The sequence below is a fragment of the Marinomonas lutimaris genome (assembly GCF_019426345.1).
GTDB classification, from domain to species: Bacteria; Pseudomonadota; Gammaproteobacteria; order Pseudomonadales; family Marinomonadaceae; genus Marinomonas; species Marinomonas lutimaris.
In genome coordinates, this window is sequence record NZ_JAHLLW010000008.1 from 153,271 (window position 1) to 172,822 (window position 19,552).

Below are 19,552 nucleotides of genomic sequence, written 5' to 3' on the forward strand. Positions count from 1 at the left end.
CGTGTTTTCTTAATATTGCTTATCTTAATTCTGTTTATAGAGTGCAAGAGTAAATCGATTTAACATCCATGGTATTTTTGATGCTGCCATCGGGCATCATCATGTCTCCATGAATGTATCCACCTCGGCTGCGATAAATCGGCACCAATTCACGTTGACCTTGTTTTGCCGCAATGAGGCTGAGTAGGGCGAGCGGTTCGATATCGTCGAATCGGCAGTTAATGTGATCATGACTAGTGGTAAAAAAATCTCGATTGGCACTACGTTGAAAGATATTTCCCCCCAGCTTTTCAGCAAGCGCTAAATAACTCGCCTTTTTGGTCGCTTGATGCATTTCTAAGGCTGCGAACAAGAAAAGCGGTTCGTCTGCCTGGGTTTCCAGATTGACGTTTGGTTCATCGCTTACCCAGTTGCCAAGATCAAAATGTTTTGCCATAGCACAGACGGTAGCCCAAATGATATTGCTCTGGTTCCCAACCGAACAGTTTTCTATCCAGTTAGTGACGTAAGCAAGAAAAACATGAGAAGGAACAGGGCGACGAATAATTTCTACGCCCTTTTTACCATAATAACCGTAACGAGGAATTTGTTGTCCTGTTAGGTCTTTGCCATCGGCGAACATGGGCTTGATTTCATTTGTATTGGCATCGTAGGCGTAATACGCCCAGGCCTCCAAGCCTTCCGTCGTCCAATCTAATAGCTGTTTGCCATCCTTACCAAGCTCTCTTGCGAGCAGGGTTTGCGCTAGACCGCAGTCCCCATAAATTCCTTCTGGCCCATTAAGAGCCTCTTCATCCATCTTGAACAATACCCAAGCTTCTTTCGCCACATCGCCGTATTCTGGACCAAATTGACGTTGGGCTCTGTCGCCCCAAAATGAGAAGGTGTATTGTGGGTCTTTTTCGTCTTCTGGCGCGTCGCCTGTTTTTAATGGGCGATTGTATTGGTAGCAACCAAGCTTGGTGTCTGGGTGACGGCTGTTGACGTATTGACTCATTAAAAACTCTGCCCAAGAAAGGGCTTTTTCATCGCGATCTAGCTTAGAGAGCATTCCTGCGCTGAACACGAGATCGTTACCGATATTCACAAAAGACAAACCTTTCATTTCGCGGAGTGGCTCTAGGTGTTTATTTTGTGGTCTATCCCAAAAAATTGCTTCATCGAATTCTAATCCGTAGCTGCCGTGGCGAGACATTTCCATGTTATCCCAGTTTGTCACATGACAGTTCCAAATCGCCTTGATCATTCGGCTGGTGGCGGTTGGATTGGTTTCATACATGAGTTCATAAAACGGGCAATGATGTTTAAGTTCGTGCACCATATTTTTGTTTTCTGGCCCTACGGTATTGAGCGTTTTCAAATCCAGAAAAGAGTGACCGCCCCAACGAATAAGGCCACTTGAATCGGCATTGTCAAAGTGCCACTGAATAGCATCTTGTGCAGCTTGTTTGTATTTTTGCTGATTAGTTAACGCACTCAATCCACAAAAAAAGCGGAACAAATTTTGTTGGCTGGCAATGTTGGAGGGTTCCCACTCGGCGCCGTCCGTATTTTTCCACGTCACCGGTTTGCCATTAAATGTGTTGCAGCCATCAAAGAAAAGCGGTGTTCCGTGGTACGGGTCACGATAGTTTTGAAGAATGGTGTCAGCGTAGTGGGTTAAATAGTCCAGCATTTTTTGCATTGTGTTTATCCGTTTTTTATTCTTTCTATCATACTAAAGGAGATTATTGTTAGTCTCCATAAAAAATTAAAACATTGTTTTATTTTTGTTTTGAAAGGTCGATATAGCGGCACATACGTTTTCTCTATCGGCGTAGTCTTAATTTCGATTGCCTCTACTCATGCTCTTCTTTAATGTTCCTAACACAATTAGGTACTAATGAAAAAATACTAAGAGAGCAGTATGAACGACGTTTTAGCCACACTAGAGCCAAAAGCCATTTGGCGTCATTTCCAAACATTATGTAATACACCGCGTCCGTCATATCACGAAGCAGCATTAAGAGAGCATCTAATTCAATGGGCGACGGATTTAGGCCATGAAACCTATGTTGACCCAGTGGGAAACCTGCTAATTCGCAAAGCCGCGAGCAAAGGCATGGAAGACAGAGAAACCGTCGTCTTACAAGGCCACTTGGACATGGTGGCGCAAAAGAACGCTGATATTGACCACGACTTCACCAAAGACTCGATTATCACTCAAGTGATCGATGGCTGGGTTCAAGCCACCGGAACAACGCTTGGTGCTGATAATGGCATTGGTGTGGCTGCTGCGATGGCTGTATTGGAATCGACTGATTTAGCTCACGGGCCAATTGAAGCCTTATTTACCATCGAAGAAGAAACCAGCTTACGTGGTGCATTGCAGCTTGAAGAGGGCATTCTGAAAGGCAAAATCTTATTGAACTTGGATTCAGAGGATCGCGGTGATGTGTACATCGGCTGTGCTGGTGGCATGGACATCAATGTGGCAAAACAATATCCCATTGTGGCGACTGGCAGTGATAAGAAAGCGTTCAAAATAACTGTGTCGGGCTTACGTGGCGGACATTCAGGTTTGGATATTCATAAAGGCCGCGCCAGTGCGAACGTGCTTATTGTGCGCTTGTTAAACCTTCTCAAAGAGCGCTGTGACTTTGGTTTAAGCTCGTTTACTGGTGGAACACTGCGCAACGCTATTTCTCGAGACGCCGTAGCGACGATTAATATAAGTGACAAAGACCAAGCCAAGTTATTTGCTTTTATCGAAGAGTTCGAAAAAGCCACTAAGGCAGAATTTATTACCACGGAAGCGAATTTGATGGTGACGTTAGAAACCGCTGAATTGGATACTGAACTGGAAGCAAACGATAAAGACGCCTTGTTAAATGCCATGTACTGCGCGCCTCACGGTGTTCATCGCATGAGCGCTGACTTGGAAGGCGTAACAGAAACCTCCTGCAACTTTGGCGTGATCAACCTGCGTAACACGGCAGATGGCAAAAAAGTCTTTGATGCCTGTTTGTTAGTGCGCTCCCTTGTGGATTCAGCCGTAGAGCACCTTGCTTACGTGGCAAAATCTGCCTTCTCCTTGATCCAAGCAGACGTGAAGCTAGAAAACGGTTACCCAGGCTGGCGTCCAGATACAAAAGCAGGCTTGCTCAAGCATTTCTTAACAGTGCACACTGAGGTTATGGGTCATGAAGCCAATGTGAAAGTGATTCACGCTGGTCTTGAATGCGGTATCATCGGCGCAAAATACCCAGGCATGGAAATGGTCTCCTTTGGCCCGAATATCCGTGGTGCCCATTCACCAACTGAGCGCATGGAGATAGACTCCGTTGGGGATTTTTGGCGACTACTTGTGGCTCTTTTAGAATCTGTGCCACAGCACTAGTTCTTTGGGCTTACGCACATGGTAGCCAGCAGAGTTAATCGCAGGTTATTCAAATTAAGGCTAGATGTCTTTGCATAATTTTGCCACAATACTTTTCATTTAGGCCAATACCTCATTTTCGAACAGAGGCTCAACACGTATCATGTCAAGCATTGCCATCACTGATCTGACAGTGGTCAGGGACGTTGATAACGTCCCTCGGCCTGTTGTCGCCCTGAGTGCCACGTCGGTAACAAAGGGCTGGGAACATGCGAGGCATCAGCACCATAAGGCGCAGCTGCTTTACTCCGTTCGCGGCATCCTCAACTGCGAAGTCGATGACGGCATCTGGATAGTGCCGCCGCAGTGCGCTGTATGGATACCGGGAAACTTGTCCCACTCGGCCAGAGGATCGGGTGAAACGGAGTGTTATTGCCTGTTTGTTGAGCCCGATGCCACACTGGAGCTTCCAAAAAACTGTTGCACGATTTCGGTATCGCCGCTGCTACATGAGTTGCTCCTGAAGGTGGTGGGTTTTCCTGAGCTGTATGCGCTGGGGGGACGGGAAGACCGACTGATCGCCACATTACTGGATGAATTGGCGGCGGCTCCAGTAGAAGATCTCCATCTGCCGATGCCACGCGATCCTCGATTGCGTCGGCTCGCGGAAATGCTGCTGTCCGACCCCACAGACAAAACATTGAAGGGCGATTTGGCTACCCGCATAGGCATGAGCGAACGTAACATGAGTCGTCTTCTGATGCACGAAATCGGCATGAGTTTCGGTCGCTGGCGTCGGCAACTGCATGTGATCCTTTCACTTCAACGCCTGACCAAAGGCGAAAGCGTGCAGACGGTGGCGTTGGAATTGGGTTATGAGAATGCTAGCGGCTTCGTCACCATGTTCCGCAAGGCGGTTGGTAAGCCTCCGGCTCGATACCTCTCTGATCGAACAATTGGCACAGAGCCTGTTTCCGTGCCCGGTATCATACTCACCGAGCAAATTTCCTCCTGATTGGATCGACGGCGATCCAATCCACAAGATTGTCTGAATTGAGCAATGCTTTGACACGGCATCGCTGTCAGCATTTCTGATGAAGCCGATAGATTGAAAAATTCGGGCAGCTACCCGCGAAAACACACTTCCATATTACGAAATTAAGACAATTTATTTTTCAATACAGCTAAAAGCATTGGAGCAAGTACATTTGGCCGTATTGAACAATAATCTGTCCGGATTTCGCAATGACTCCCCTTTGTCTTCATTGTTAAATAAGGTATCTAAATGCAAATGAGTATTGTTTATGAAAAAACTCACAACTACTTGGAAGTCACGTTGGTCAATTAACAGGTGCGCAGACCGAGCCGTCTATCCCCAATTTGATGAAGCGAACAAAGGTACTGCAAAGAGTACACCTCGCCTTGTGTTAGGCTCGGCACTTTCGGCAGCTGTTCTCATTAACACGCAGAGCGCATTCGCTGCTGAATCAGAGCAGAATCAAACCAAATCGGGAAAAAATTCTCAAGAGGAAGCAGCTTTACCAACCACCAACGTAACGGAGCGCATGGAGGTCATCAGCGTAACGGGGCGCATGGAGACGCCGACCACCGAAGGTACAGGATCTTATACCACGGACGAAACGGCGGCTGCGACCCGCCTGCCTCTATCATTGCGCGAGACGCCGCAATCAGTGGTGATTATCACCCGCCAGCGCATGGAGGACCAGAAACTGAACTCAGTCAAAGATGTGCTGGAAAACAGTACTGGAATATCCTCAAGCACAAACGACACCGAAAGGGTGAGTTTCTATTCGCGGGGCTTCCAGATCGACAGCTTCCAGTTTGACGGCATCCCGACGGCCTATTTTGAGGGAACCAGCTTCTTGGATACTGAATTTTACGATCGCATCGAGATCGTACGCGGCGCTACTGGTTTACTGACTGGCGCAGGCAATCCATCGGCTTCAGTGAACTTGGTGCGTAAACGCCCAACGCGCGAGTTATCAACTTCTGCATCGGTCAGCGCCGGCTCTTGGGACAACTATCGCGGTATGGTCGATGTATCGACACCGCTGACCGAGGACGGTCGCATCCGAGCACGACTAGTGGGAGTTTATCAGGATCGAGACTCTTTCATCGACCGTTATCAGCAAAATAAAGATGCGTTTTATGGTGTTATCGAGGCGGATCTTACACCTAATACGATCTTTAGTTTGGGCTACGACAATCAGGACATCCGAGCCGACGGCACGACATGGGGAGGCATGCCAATCTGGTTCAGCGACGGTACAAAAGCCAACTGGCCGCGTTCTAAGTCCTTGGCTGCTGACTGGAGCGGCTGGGACAACTCACTGCAGACAATTTTTTCGAGTATCGAGCACCATTTTGACAATGACTGGACAGCGCGTGCTGTGTTTACACATCAGGAGACCGACTCCAATGCAAAGCTGTTCAGCGGCTCTGGATATCCAGATCGCGTAACTGGCCAGGGCTTATTTCCGGTTGGTCTGGCGAGTAAGACCTCTACACGTCAGAACAGTTTTGATGCAATGGCATCTGGCCCCTTCCAGCTTTTCAGTCGCCAACACGAACTGGTGGTGGGTGTCATGGGATCGAAGCGAACATCTAATCAGGATAGCACTGATTTTGTTTTTGGGAGTACTTCAATGGGTAGTATCTACGACTGGAATGGCAACTACCCTGAGCTAGATTTCGCCGCAGCCGGCTACACGCCCACCGACATCACCACCAAACAAAGTGGTATCTATAGTGCAGCGCGTTTCTCGCTGGCCGAACCATTGAAGCTCATAATCGGAGGACGGTTTAGCAACTACGAGGTTGATCAGGACACCAACGGCGCCCGATTCCACTACAAAAAAACAGGCGAGTTTACGCCCTATACAGGGCTGATTTACGACATCAATGACACCTACTCGGCTTATGTCAGCTATACGGAGACTTTTAATCCACAGACCTACCGCGATAGCGATGGCAACGTGCTCAAACCCACGACGGGCAAGAACAAGGAGATTGGCCTGAAGGGCGAATATCTTGACGGGCGCCTGAACGCGTCGGTTTCCCTGTTTGAAGTACGATTGGATAACCTAGGTCAAATCGATGCGGGACAGATCCTCTCCGATGGCACCCAGGCTTATTACGGTGCTAGCGGCACCAAGTCTCGCGGGATCGACGTTGACGTGCAGGGTGAGTTAATGCAGGACTGGAATCTCTACGCTGGGGTGTCGCACTTCACCGGATCCGATTCATCAGATGTGAGATTAAGTAGCCAATTGCCGCGTACCACAGCGCGGCTGTTCACTACCTACCGGCTTCCGGCGGCATGGAACAAACTGACAGTGGGTGGTGGGATTTCTTGGCAAAGCCGCTTTTACCAGTCGGCCACCAGCCCAAGCGGAGCGGTCACTGCAGAGCAGAAGCCCTATGCGTTGACGTCACTGATGGCGCGCTATGCTGCCACAGATAAAGTTGAGTTGACCTTTAACGTTAACAACCTATTCGACAAAAAATACACCGTTATGAATGGTTTTTTTAACCAGATGCTTTATGGAGAGTCACGTAATGTAATGGCAACGGTCAGTGTAAAGTACTAGCGCAGCCATCGTATTCGCTCTCCACATATTAGCAATATATAAGGATCTTATATGAACTATACCCCACCAAACCTGAAATATTCTGCACAAGACTCGGTTATGAGCCACCAGCAGAACAAGCTCGCATTATTTTGGTTGACGACTGCCGTTGGTGCTGTGCTGTTTGTGACGCTCCAGTCTTTCTCCTACGTGAACGACTATGTGAAGGCGAACGGCACGACGCCCGCGATCACCTTCGACGCCGGCGCACTGTGGATGTTTTCTATCTTCTACGGTGCCTGGATCGTCACGGTCTTGCTTGCGTTGATCGGAACCGTCCGCTCCCTGTGGACTGTACTGATCCTTGGTGGCCTTCTGGTCTTCGTGAACAGTTTTACTGGCGTGTTCGACGGGTTGCGCGATGGCGGGCACATCGCTTTCTCGGCACTTTTCTTCATTACCCTTCCCGGTATGTGCGCCATCGTGGTCACTTGGCGCCAACTCAAGCTAAAAGGAACACCTCATGTCGATGAATAGTTCACAATTTCCTTTCGTCTGGATAAGTATTGGGCAAGCCCACGGGCAGGATTCGCAGAAGGACTTCGATGAATTTGAGGCCAATCTGAAGCGCGGGGAGCCGTTCGTGCTCTTGAGCGAGACCGCACCGATGGAAGGCTATGAGCACTCGCCAGAAGAGAAGAGGCGCACTGCGCTCTGGATGAAAAGGCACAAAGCCGAACTTCGCAAGCTGGTTCAGGCGATGATTATGGTGGAACCCAACATCGCAAAACGTCTGGGGTTCAAGGCGTTTGCCCTCGTGTTCTCCAAGTTCTGGGGCTACCCCTTGCTACTGGCCGCTTCACGTGAAGAGGCCATGGACATCGCAAGAGAACTGCTAGCTGGACAAACCGCCTCAGCCAATGCCCGCAACACTTTTGATCATTGAGCAGGCGCGTATCAAATTTTTTCGATCCCGCTTGTGCTCACGCTTCTGTCAGGCCCCTCATTCTTCCTGACATGTTTGTGATCCAAGTGGGATTTTGGCTGTAATGAATAATAATATGTCCGAATTTCACAATGATTTTTATATGCTTTCATTGTTATAAGAGGTGCCTAAATATAAATAAAAGAGAGGAGTCAATCCATGAAAGCAATGGTCTATTACGGTGCCGAAGACATTCGCGTCGAAGAACGCACTAAGCCGAGCATTATCGATGCTACTGATGCTGTCATCCGCATGACAAGGACGACGATCTGTGGCACCGACCTCGGCATCTGGAAAGGCAAAAACCCCGAGATCGAGCAGACGGCCAAGGACCGCGACGGTGCGTTCAACGGCCGTATTCTCGGCCACGAGGGAATTGGCATCATTGAGTCTGTCGGTGATTCGGTCAAGAACTTCAAGCCGGGCGACAAGGTTATTATTTCCTGCGTCAGCCGATGCGGGACCTGTGAGAACTGCCAGAAGCAGCTCTATTCCCATTGCCGCAATGACGGTGGCTGGATCATGGGTTATATGATTGACGGCACTCAGGCCGAGTACGTGCGCACGCCTTTTGCCGACAACTCGCTATACCTGCTGCCCGAAGGGCTCAACGAAGACGCGGCGGTGCTACTGTCCGATGCACTGCCGACCGCCCACGAGATCGGTGTGCAGAACGGCGGTGTCAAGCCGGGCGACACCGTGGCGATCGTAGGTGCTGGGCCAGTCGGCATGGGCTGCCTATTGACGGCACAGCTTTACTCGCCCAGCCAGATAATCATGATTGATATGGACGAAAACCGCTTGGCACTGGCCAGGGAGTTGGGGGCCACCCACATCATCAATTCCGCCAAGGAAGATGCTATCGAGAAAATCTTGGCGCTGACCGATGGCCGTGGTGTAGACTGCGCGATCGAAGCGGTGGGTATCGAGCCGACCTGGAATATCTGCCAGCACGTGGTCAAGGAAGGTGGCCATCTGGCCAACGTCGGTGTGCATGGTAAGCCGGTGAGCTTCGCCATCGAAAAACTCTGGATTCGCAACCTGACTATCACGACCGGGCTGGTGAACGCCAACACCACCAGCATGCTACTGAAGTCGTGTTGCTCCGGCAAGCTAGCTGTCGAGAAGATGGCGACACATCGCTTCAACTTCGACGAGATCGAGAAAGCCTACGACGTCTTCAAACATGCGGCCGACGAAAAGGCACTGAAGATCATCATCGACTATTGAGCCCAGCAAGTGCGCACCGTGCCCAGCACGGTGTCGTTACCCGAGGATGAAAACCTCTGGAAATTGGTATCTACACCTTTGCCGACGCCAGCGTCGTGCAAAATCTCGGAGGGTTTGAACACCATCGTGCTTCCAGAGGTATCTCGGCGGTGATCAGCATCAACGGCCAGTTCCACTGTGTGATCTGGACGGGGCAAGGTCGGCGTCATACATCATTGCGATCGTCCGCAGCCTGGGGAAAGCGCGGGAACTGGGTGTAACCGCTTGGGCCGCTGACTATTCTGACCCCTCGCCGTTTCGGTCGCCGACGCGTTTCAACAGACCTGCGCCTTCTCAAGGCTACCCGCAGTATCCTTTGGCCTACTAGCGCGACTTAAGGTGCCTAATTGACACTAGGTTTACAATATATACTATAGATTCGACATCAATAATGGAGCTTTTCTGATGCATAATAATCTTCAGTTTTATATCGACGGATCTTGGGTAGAGCCGTCAAGCGATGCGGTGCTCGAAGTCATCAACCCTGCCGACGGATCCGTCGCTGGCCAAGTCGCCCTTGGCAACGCGGATGACGTGGACAACGCCGTCTCCGCGGCGCGCAAGGCGTTCGAGAGCTACTCACAGACGTCGGTAGCAGAACGTATAGCGCTCTTTGATCGCATCATCGCCGCGTATGAAAGGAGAATGGGCGACTTAGCTGTCGCAATCACCGAAGAAATGGGCGCGCCACAATGGCTTGCAGAACAGCTGCAGGCGACGGTCGGCGTGGCTCATTTCCAGATCGCACGGGCTGCTTTGGCGGATTATCGTTTCGATGAACCGCTGGGTGCCACTGCAATTGTGCGGGAGGCTGTCGGTGTGTGCGCCCTGATCACGCCGTGGAACTGGCCGATGATGCTGATCGCCTCGAAAGTTGCCCCTGCGCTGGCCGCCGGATGCACCATGGTGTTAAAGCCATCTGAAATCGCGCCGTTCTCCGCTACGGTCTTTGCCGAGATTCTCGACGAGGCCGGTGTTCCCAAGGGGGTGTTCAACCTCATTCATGGCAATGGCCCAGGCGTCGGCAATGCTTTGACAAGCCACCCGGAGGTCGACCTTGTGTCCTTCACCGGCTCGACGGCGGCGGGTGTTCAGGTCGCACGCAGCGCCGCCGGAACTATCAAGCGGGTGCATCAGGAACTGGGGGGCAAATCGCCGAATATCATCCTGCCCAGCGCTGATCTGGCATCGGCTGTCGAGGGTGGAGTGGCGCAGATCATGCTGAATTGCGGCCAATCCTGCAATGCCCCATCGCGTATGCTTGTCCATGTCGATCAGATCGAAGAAGCGATCAGATACGCCCGAACGGCCGCGGAGACCTGGTCGGTCGGCCATCCTTCATCCAATGCAAAGATGGGGCCGGTGGCTTCCGAAGCGCAGTGGAACAAGATTCAGGGACTGATCCAGACTGGCATCGATGAAGGGGCTAGGCTCGTGACCGGTGGGCTCGGTCGCCCGGACGGACTTGAGACCGGCTTCTACGTCAAACCGACGGTCTTTGCCGATGTGCGCAACGACATGACCATTGCTCGGGAAGAGATTTTCGGCCCAGTCCTGGTCATCATTGCCTATTCCGACGAAGAGGAAGCCGTGCGGATTGCCAATGACACGGTCTATGGGCTTTCGGCCTATGTTCAGGGCGAACGCGACGCGGCCAACGCCACGGCACGCCGCCTGCGAGCCGGTCAGGTTCTCTTGAACAATGCCAATCTCGATCTTGCCGCGCCCTTCGGCGGGTACAAGCAGTCCGGCAACGGCCGCGAATGGGGCCCGATGGCTATCGCTGATTTCCTTGAAATCAAAGCCATCGTGGGCCTCAACGAGGCGGACTGATACCTGAAACTAGCGTAACGTGATTGCCCCTGGACCGGTTACGCGGGTTCCGGGGGCAACCGGTGCGACGAATGTCAGCCGCTTAATGATGGTGCCGCTGCTTCGCATGCGGCCGTTTCGAAACAAATCAAAGAAAAGGATGTAATTACCATGTCACTCAGAAAGACCGCCGTCATCTTTGGCGTGGGCCCCGGTATCGGCATAGCTGCCGCCCGTGAGTTCGCAGCACTGGGCTACCGGCTCGCCCTCGTCGCCCGCACCAGCTCGAAGCTTGAGCGGCTTGTCGCGCAGTTCGAGGCAGCCGGAACGACCGCGAAAGGATTTGTGGCCGATGGCGGAGACGGCGCGTCGATCGACGCCGTCGTACCCGAGATCCGCAAGTGGGCAGAGGGCGACCCGAGTGTCGTGCTGTTCAACGCATTCACGTCTCAGCCGGCGGGGCCGACACACAGGGTTTCCCCAGCGGGATTCGCGCGAAGCCTGCTGGTGAACGCTGCTGCGGCGCAGCATCTGGCCTATCACTTCGCACCCGCGTTGGTGGCGGCAGGCGAAGGCTCGTTGCTATTTACCGGAAATTCGATGCCGCTCCATCCGATGGGCAACGGCTTCGGCACGTTAAGCGCTGGCAAGTCTGCAATGCGGTCGGTGGCCCTGACTTTGGCCGAGGATCTTGCCGGGAGTGGTGTGCGGGTTGGCCTCCTCACTGTAGACGGCCCAACGGCCCGGGGTAGCGCCCTTGATCCCGACGTGATCGCGGCCGAGTTCGTGAAGATGCACGAAGGCTCCGTCACCGACACGGAGATCATCTACAGTGGGCCATATGCTACGGCCTGAATGTTGGCTCCATGCGCGCCGTCATCGGAATTGAATTTAGGGGCAGATGAAAAATAGTATTTTTTAACATTTGCCCCTAAGTTGCTTTCAACGGAGAAGAAATGAACCCCAAGGACGTTGTTCTATCATTCTGGAATGTTATGTAAACAAATGACTTTGCCAAAGCAAGCAAGTGGCTTAGTGCTGATTTTGAAGGTTTCTGGCCTCAGTCTGGTGAACTCATTGTTGGCAGGGATGGGTTTACAGCCATTAATTGCTATTATCCTACTAACGGTATTTGGCAGTTTACACTTCATTCGATTGTCTGTGATGGTGCAACGGTTGTAACCGATGTTTCGATTACCGATGGTATTCAAAAAGCCCGTGCTATAACTTTTCACACAGTGGAAGATGATTTAATTATCAAGCAAAAAGGGTTTTGGCCTGAGCCTATGGAGCGCAAGCGTGGCGATCAAAATGGGTAAAGGTTGTACAAGAGTAATTAATACACTTAGGAAGAAATTAAGTTCACATTTCTATCGCTTGGCGTTGCGATCAATCTGCAGAATTCTTGATTGAGGTATAGGAAAATTGTTATTTCACGACGTTTTAACACAATGAGCCAAGCTTAGGGTAAACCACCTTCCAACTTAATCCTCATAGAATTTGCTAATTATATAAAATTTTATATAATTGGGATGTTATCAAATATTGGAGATGCATCATGACGCTTAAGTTTTACGATAGTCCATTTCATGTCACTCATGACAATGACGTTGCTAGCAAAATGGCAATGAAAATGGATTTATCAATAATGCTATCAAACCTAATTAAAGAACAGGGTTGGACTCAGGTTGAAGCTGCGGAAAAGCTCAACATTAAGCAATCCAGAGTATCCGATCTGAAAAATGCAAAAATCGAAAAGTTTACCATTGATGCCATGTTCGACATGCTCGATGCCTTAGGTTTTAAAACCCAGATGTCAATGCCATCATTACATGAGGCTTCAATAGCGATATCGAAAGCACAGGTGGCTTAAGTAAGTTGGGTTTTTAAGTCTTTTAGGCGTTGCTCGGCGATTTTCATTGCTTTCCGGTCAACACCATTTGTCGTTTTGGTGAAAGAGTGCAGAACAATTATAGTATCCAAATACTTAGCCACGTATACGCATCGAAACGCAGGGCTGCCGTTGATTTTGAGCTCCACAACACCTGCTCCAATATTATTTAAATGCTCAATTGTCAGTTCTGGGTTCTGTCCAAATTGGAGTCTTCTTAGATCTTTCCCAAATTCATCTTGAATAGTAACTGGCAAGTCTTTGTATTCGCGTTAAGCTGCATCGCTGACGAAGGCAAATCTTTTCATCATGAGTCCCTTGCATAAATGAAAAGAGCAATTGTACATTGAAAGATTGCATATTTTAATAAGCGGTATTTTGTTGTGTTTGTAGGGTGGTATGACGTGATGAGCAATCGTAATTTATTTGCAGAATTAATATTAGCCCTTGATGAAGTCAAACAGCATTCTGAAGACAAATTGCCACTCAAACAAAGAGAAATGATATTCCGACGAGGTAGGCGATAGTTTCGAGTGAGGAATGTCATTTCACTTTGTTGTTACTAAAAATTCCTAATTTTACCTTGATAGCCAAGGCAATGCTTTTTCCCAAGTATTGCCTTTTCTTTTTTTAAGTGGGGGCAAGGTCTGTGGGTGAGAATATGCCATAATAGCCCAATCGAAGATGAGGTTAGATGATGGATTCACAGGTGCTGACGATAGAATTGGATGATGAGCAGTTTGAGGCGGTTTTGGGTGACAATTTGTTGTCGTCGTTGCTTTCTCAGGGTGCGGATGTTCGTTACGGTTGTCGCGCTGGGGCTTGTGGTGCGTGTCGTCTTTATGATGCGAGCAATTGCGAGTCTATCCTTTCTTGTCAAACCTCAGTTGCTTCGGCTATGTCTTTAACTCGACAAACGCCAGCCGTGTCTTCTTCTTTTTCTGTTTTAAATCCTATTTGTTTGAATGAATCAGCTATCGAGTTAACGCTTTTGGGGCCAAGTGATGATTCTTTCGGAGATCGTGTTTCGGTTGGCTTTCCTGCTAGCAAATCATCGTCTGTTTTTATTGATGAGCATGCTCATTTTCATGAATGTATGGCGTTAAATCCTGCTGGAGCGCCTTTAAAAGTAGTGTTGCATAAAGCGCAGTTATGCGACAAGGACTGGCTGCGTGCCTTAGCGCTTTCGTCTGATGATAAGGTGGATATTAAGTTATCTACTGGAATGCGCAAAGGTCGTTTGTTGTTTGAGATGGATATTGCTGATGCGCCTGTTGTAGTCATTTCTTCTCCTGATAATGCTATTTATGCATCTTATTGGCGTGAGACTTTGTTGGATTACACGCCGATGTTTCTCGGACATTTTGCTTTGTATGCGAATAATGATCTGACGCTTAGTTTGGCGGATGATGCATTGATTACTTTTCTTCAAGAGGCGCTGGCGAGTTCTGGCGGTGCTTCCTTACAACTTATTTATCATGGCCAAAACGTGTCGGCGAAGGATTGGAGTTTATTGCTGCGTCCTTTGCGGATTCATCCGAATCAGTTGCATTTTGTTCGGTAACTTGGCTTTTTATTTTTACGTATATTTTGATATTCAACGGATTCTATAAATGAAAATTCTACACACCTCTGATTGGCATCTTGGTCAGCATTTTATGGGGAAATCCCGACGCAATGAGCACAAAGCTTTTATAGATTGGCTGTTGGCGCTGGTGGACAAAGAGTCTATCGATGCGGTGATCATTGCTGGGGATGTGTTCGATACTGGTTCGCCACCAAGCTACGCGCGCGAAATGTATCACCAATTAGTTTTGGACATGAAGGCGCGTAAATGTCAGCTGCTGATTGTTGCAGGCAATCACGATTCGGTCAGTATGTTAAACGAATCTAAGAGTTTGCTGACGTATCTTGATACGCAAGTGTCTAGTCAGGCGAATCTTGAAGACATTGACTCTCATGTTATTCCTCTTAAAGACAAAAAAGGCGAGGTGGCCGCATGGGTTTGTGCTGTGCCGTATTTGCGTCCAAAAGATGTGATGCAAAGCGTTGCTGGGCAATCTGAGCAAGATAAGAAGCTCAGTTTGTTGCAGATGATCGGCGATTTTTATCAGCGAGTTTATGAAGCTGCTTGTGAGAAAAACAAAGCGTTGAAAACGCCAGTGCCTATTATTGGCACTGGGCATTTGACGGCAGTGGGCGGGCAAGTGAGTGAGTCCGTTCGTGATCTTTATGTGGGAACATTAGAAGCCTTGCCGACGTCGGTGTTTCCAGCGTTTGATTACCTTGCCCTTGGGCATATTCATCGAGCTCAGCCGATTAGTAAAAGTGGTCGGTTCCGTTACAGTGGTTCGCCGATTCCACTGAGCTTTGATGAGCTGGGTCGTGATAAGACTTTGGTTATGTTCGATACCGATTTATTAGGTGAAGACACTTTTGTTGAAGACTTGTTTGCTGAGCCGACCGATCCTGTTCAATTAGTGACGATTCCTAATTTTCAGCCAATGGCGAGTTTGAAGGGCAACTTGAAAGAGGTGATTAAACAGATTTCGGCGTTGGAATTGGCGGAAGACCAAATCCTTTGGTTAGAAGTGACCGTGGTTGCCGACGAGTATCTGAGCGATGTGCATAAGCGTTTGTTAGAAGTCATTGACGGTAAGCCAATTGAGTTACTTAGGGTTATGCGTCGCAGCGCGGTAGAAAAAAAGAATGAAGGCTTTGAAGCGCGTAAAACCTTGTCGGAATTAACTGTTGGTGATGTATTCCAGCAGAGTCTTAAATCAAATTTAGAACTGGATGAAGACGAGTCTAATATTCTGACAGAGCTTTTTAATACTTGTTTGGTAGAGCTGGAAGCGCATCAACAAGAAGGCGAGGAGAAGCAATCATGAAAATTTGCAAACTGCGCCTGAAGAATTTGAATTCCCTGAAAGGCGAATGGGAAATTGATTTTACCGAAGCGCCTTTTGATGATGCTGGTGTGTTTGCCATTGTCGGGCCAACGGGCGCGGGTAAATCCACCTTGTTGGATGCGATTTGTTTGGCTTTGTACCATGAAACGCCACGTCTAAAGGTTTCACCTAGCCAGAACGATGTGATGACGCGCCACACGTCTGAATGTTTGGCGGAAGTGGAATTTGAAATAAAAGGCAAAGGCTATCGCGCTTTCTGGGGCCAACGTCGTGCCCGCGGCCAAAGTGATGGTAAGTTGCAACCCATGACCTGTGAGCTGTGCGAACGCGACGGCACTATTATCACTACTAAGATTAACGAAAAAATAGACAAAATTGCTGAAATTACTGGTTTGGATTTTTCCCGTTTTACCAAGTCTATGTTGCTTGCTCAAGGTGGCTTTTCAGCGTTTCTCAATGCGACGGCCAATGATAGGGCGGAACTGTTAGAAGAGCTGACCGGGACAGAAATCTATGGTGACGTGTCTAAGTGGGTGTTTGATAAACACAAGCTAGAGAAGCAATCTATTGCAGCGCTTGAAAGCTTCAATGAGCAGACTCAATTATTAACGGACGAGGCTTTTGCAGAACTAAAGCAAACTGAATCGAGTTTTGAAGCCAACGAAAAAGCCAATGAGCAGGCGTTAAAGGCGCAGCAAACTGTACTTGAATGGCGACGCACTGAGCAGAAGTTGCAAGAGCAAGTGGCTCAGTATCAGCAACAGGTAGAAAAAGCGAATAAGGCGTTGGCTGATTTTGTGCCTCAACAGCAGCAGCTTGAGCAGGCGCTGACCGCGCAAGTTCTTCAGGCTGATTATGAAAAGCAGCAAGGTTTGAAGTCTCGCTTGGATCAGAATCAAGCAGATATTGCTCAATACACTGAAACGCAGCAAGCACAGCTTATACAAAGTCAGGCTCTTACTGAATCGGTTGAGCAGGCGAAAGCGAAATTAGCGAATGCTCGCACTGAGTTGGACGCTTTGAATAACAAGATTAATGATGAAATTCAGCCTATCTTGTCCCGCCAAGAAAGTGTGAAGGCGCAATATCAAGATGCTTCTGCTCGGTTAAAACAGGCTGCGGAGAAGGTCGAAAATCAGCAATCGCAATTAAAAGCCACAACAGAGAAACAAGCCGACATTGATAAAGCGAGTGAAGACAGTAGAGCCATTTTGAGCCGCTGGACATCGCCAGAAAAAATCGAAAATCAGTTGGCGAGTTGGCTGCATCAAACGCAAAGTATGGCGGCAAATGCTCAAGCTATTACTGAACTTGAGAACAATGTAGCCTCTACTACAAGATCCTATAATGCAGCTCGATCTTCACATGAGGCGAATCAAGCCAAGTTAGAACAAGGTCAAGCGGTCATGCTTGAGCGTCAACAAACCTTGCAGAACACCCTTGATACTTTTATGCAGTTATCGTCGCAACGTGATTATGCTGATTGGCAGAAAGCTTATCATCAGACTGAACGTGCTCAGTATAATGCGCAATCCCTCTGGAAGCAGTTCCATCAGTATCAAGAACAACAAACTCAGCTTGCTAATATAGACGTTAACCTGAATGCGATGACAAACAGCATCCAACAACAGCTGAGCCAATTGGAGCAACAAAGACAAACTTATAAAGATAAGCTTCGTCATCAAAAATCGGTTGAAAAGCTCGCCGAGGCAGAACGACATATTGTCGCGCTCACGCAGTTGCGTGATGAACTTGGCGAACATGATGCTTGTCCGCTGTGTGGTTCGGCGGAACATGATCTTGCTAATGCTTTGTACCAAGCTGATTCTGGCAGCCAGGAAGAATTTACTCGTTTAGGCAAAGAATTGGATAGCCTTAAGGGGCAAGGCATGCAATTGGCTGCGGATTTAGAATCCCTGCAGCGAGAGTTAACCTCTGGTCAAACTAGACGTCAGCAATTAATTGAAGGTTTGCTCACCACAGAAAATGAGTTGAAAGAATGGATAACACCACTAACTCACTATGTGAATAGCCAAGATGCCAGCTTTAATTTGTTTGATAAAGAACAAGTGTCGGTTCTGGTTCAGCGCGTCGATCAAGACTGGCGTGCCTTGCAAGAAATAGCGCCTAAGCTAGAAGAACTTCAACAATCTCGTTTGGCATTAGAAGCAGAATTGCAGAACTTGAATGTTCAGCATCAAACGACGCAACAGCAAGTGGTGAAAGATGAGTCGCAATGTCAGTTATTATGGCAAACGTTAGAAGCGCATCAGCAAAATTTAGCAAGTAAGCAAGGCGAGCAAGAGCAGACAATTAGGCACTTGCAAAAAGAAATGCTGCAATCAGGTGTTCCTGAAAGTTACCTTGATTTGTCTTTGACAGAGGCTTTGGAGCAGTTACAGGGGGCGATGACGCAATGGCGTGACAGCAAGGCGGGGTATGATGCTTTATTGCAGCAAGGCGAACAGCTTGCATATGAACACCAAAGGCTGCAAGGGGCGTTACAAGAAAGCCAGCAGCTGCATGATCAAGCCCGCGAGACAGTTGCTGAATTTAATGAGAGCTTAAAAGCCATGGCAGAACAGTTACATGAGCTGTTAGGTGGCAAGAGTATTAGTGAGCTTCGTCAAGAGATGCAAACCCTTAATGATCATGCTCATCAAATGCTAGAAAAGGTAGAATCTGAGCGACAGCAAATCGCTCAGGCGTTGGCGTCTAGCAGTGCGACATTAGAAACGCTTAATAAATCTCATCTATCGTTAAGTAAAGAATATAAGCTTGTCTTGTCCGATTGGCAAAAACGTCTAGCTGAGAAAGGTTTTGAAAACGAGGCTGCGTGGCTGCAAGCGAACTTATCCACAGAAGAAATAAGCCAACGCCAAGAAGTGCTGAAGAAGTTACAAGAAGCCGGTTCTCGATTACAAACATTACTTAATCAATCTGAAGAATCCTTGCTGAAACATATTGAAAGCAAGTCCGAGCTTGCTGCTTTTGACGGTTCAGTCTTTGAAAAGTCTTCTCTTGAAGAGCTGGAAAAAAAACACGCCGAGCTTGATTCGGAACGCCAAGCTCTGCATCGTCAATGGGGTGTAGTGGCTCAGCAGATTCAAGAAGAGGTTCAACGCAGAGAGCAGATAGCGAAATCCAAAGAAGCGTTGGAAGCTCGTCGAGAGGCATTTATTCATCTTGAGCGTTTGAATCATTTGATTGGTTCTGCTGACGGCGCGAAATTCCGCCGCTTTGCGCAAAGTTTGACGCTGGATCATTTAGTATACTTGGCTAATCAGCATTTGGATATTTTGCATCGTCGCTATCAATTAATGCGTAACGAAGATGCTTTGTCTTTGCTTGTGGTTGATACTTGGCAAGCGAATGCGTCGCGCGATACGAAAACTCTCTCAGGTGGCGAATCTTTCCTAGTGAGTTTGGCGCTGGCTTTGGCTTTATCTGATTTGGTGTCTCATAAGACCAGTATTGATTCCTTGTTCTTGGACGAAGGTTTTGGCACCTTGGATAGTGAGACATTGGAGTCTGCATTAGATGCCTTGGATAACTTGCATTCATCTGGCAAAACCATCGGTATTATTAGCCATATTAGTGCTCTGAAAGAACGTATTCCTGTGCAAATTAAGCTGACTAAACAGAGTGGTTTGGGGGTAAGTCGCCTTTCGGCTGAATTTGCTGTGCATTCGACTGAGGAGTGATGTATTTATTTGCTTATTTGTTGGCTGTTCA

15 protein-coding genes are annotated in these 19,552 nt (G+C 48.5%); 13 read left to right on the forward strand and 2 right to left on the reverse strand.

The window, feature by feature from the left end:
• Positions 1–34: 34 nt before the first annotated feature.
• Positions 35–1,684, reverse strand: a complete 1,650-nt coding sequence (locus tag KPL72_RS11585; protein WP_219702831.1) for a pectate lyase — start codon at positions 1,682–1,684, stop codon at positions 35–37.
• Positions 1,685–1,906: 222 nt separating this feature from the next.
• Here KPL72_RS11585 and KPL72_RS11590 point away from each other — a divergent pair, with 222 nt between their 5' ends.
• From KPL72_RS11590 to KPL72_RS11635, 10 genes are all read left to right on the forward strand, one after another.
• Complete coding sequence (locus tag KPL72_RS11590; RefSeq protein ID WP_219702832.1) at positions 1,907–3,379, forward strand: aminoacyl-histidine dipeptidase; 1,473 nt, start codon at positions 1,907–1,909, stop codon at positions 3,377–3,379.
• A gap of 142 nt (positions 3,380–3,521) precedes the next feature.
• Entirely contained in the window at positions 3,522–4,373 is an 852-nt protein-coding gene (locus KPL72_RS11595) for an AraC family transcriptional regulator (protein WP_219702833.1), read from the forward strand.
• A gap of 289 nt (positions 4,374–4,662) precedes the next feature.
• Complete coding sequence (locus tag KPL72_RS11600; protein WP_219702834.1) at positions 4,663–6,969, forward strand: TonB-dependent siderophore receptor; 2,307 nt, start codon at positions 4,663–4,665, stop codon at positions 6,967–6,969.
• A gap of 51 nt (positions 6,970–7,020) precedes the next feature.
• Positions 7,021–7,485 (forward strand): hypothetical protein, encoded by a 465-nt coding sequence (locus KPL72_RS11605; protein WP_249422218.1) that lies wholly within the window; start codon positions 7,021–7,023, stop codon positions 7,483–7,485.
• Positions 7,472–7,894, forward strand: a complete 423-nt coding sequence (locus tag KPL72_RS11610; RefSeq protein WP_219702835.1) for a hypothetical protein — start codon at positions 7,472–7,474, stop codon at positions 7,892–7,894. The genes KPL72_RS11605 and KPL72_RS11610 overlap by 14 nt, the downstream gene beginning before the upstream one ends.
• Before the next feature lie 198 nt (positions 7,895–8,092).
• On the forward strand, positions 8,093–9,163 hold the full coding sequence (locus KPL72_RS11615) for a zinc-dependent alcohol dehydrogenase family protein (RefSeq protein ID WP_219702836.1): 1,071 nt from the start codon (positions 8,093–8,095) through the stop codon (positions 9,161–9,163).
• A 444-nt stretch (positions 9,164–9,607) separates the two neighbouring features.
• Positions 9,608–11,035, forward strand: coding sequence for an aldehyde dehydrogenase family protein (locus KPL72_RS11620; protein WP_219702837.1), 1,428 nt, complete (start codon positions 9,608–9,610; stop codon positions 11,033–11,035).
• Positions 11,036–11,185: 150 nt separating this feature from the next.
• A complete protein-coding gene (locus tag KPL72_RS11625) occupies positions 11,186–11,869 on the forward strand; it encodes an SDR family NAD(P)-dependent oxidoreductase (RefSeq protein ID WP_219702838.1) in 684 nt (227 codons plus the stop codon).
• Positions 11,870–12,019: 150 nt separating this feature from the next.
• Positions 12,020–12,196, forward strand: coding sequence for a hypothetical protein (locus KPL72_RS21485; RefSeq protein WP_219702839.1), 177 nt, complete (start codon positions 12,020–12,022; stop codon positions 12,194–12,196).
• A 376-nt stretch (positions 12,197–12,572) separates the two neighbouring features.
• Positions 12,573–12,887: a helix-turn-helix domain-containing protein gene (locus KPL72_RS11635; protein WP_219702840.1), complete on the forward strand. Its 315-nt coding sequence runs from the start codon at positions 12,573–12,575 to the stop codon at positions 12,885–12,887.
• Here KPL72_RS11635 and KPL72_RS11640 read toward each other — a convergent pair.
• Positions 12,884–13,162 (reverse strand): type II toxin-antitoxin system RelE/ParE family toxin, encoded by a 279-nt coding sequence (locus KPL72_RS11640; RefSeq protein ID WP_219702841.1) that lies wholly within the window; start codon positions 13,160–13,162, stop codon positions 12,884–12,886. The two genes, KPL72_RS11635 and KPL72_RS11640, sit on opposite strands and share 4 nt — an antisense overlap.
• A 437-nt stretch (positions 13,163–13,599) precedes the next feature.
• Between KPL72_RS11640 and KPL72_RS11645 the strand changes: the two genes are divergently transcribed.
• From KPL72_RS11645 to KPL72_RS11655, 3 genes are read left to right on the forward strand one after another with little or no spacing between them, the layout of a single operon-like run.
• On the forward strand, positions 13,600–14,469 hold the full coding sequence (locus KPL72_RS11645) for a 2Fe-2S iron-sulfur cluster-binding protein (protein ID WP_219702842.1): 870 nt from the start codon (positions 13,600–13,602) through the stop codon (positions 14,467–14,469).
• Between the two features lie 49 nt (positions 14,470–14,518).
• Positions 14,519–15,796, forward strand: coding sequence for an exonuclease subunit SbcD (gene sbcD / locus KPL72_RS11650; protein ID WP_219702843.1), 1,278 nt, complete (start codon positions 14,519–14,521; stop codon positions 15,794–15,796).
• Positions 15,793–19,521 carry an SbcC/MukB-like Walker B domain-containing protein gene (locus tag KPL72_RS11655; protein ID WP_219702844.1) on the forward strand — a complete coding sequence of 1,243 codons (3,729 nt, stop codon included), beginning with the start codon at positions 15,793–15,795 and terminating at the stop codon, positions 19,519–19,521. The genes sbcD and KPL72_RS11655 overlap by 4 nt, the downstream gene beginning before the upstream one ends.
• The last annotated feature ends 31 nt before the right edge of the window (positions 19,522–19,552 follow it).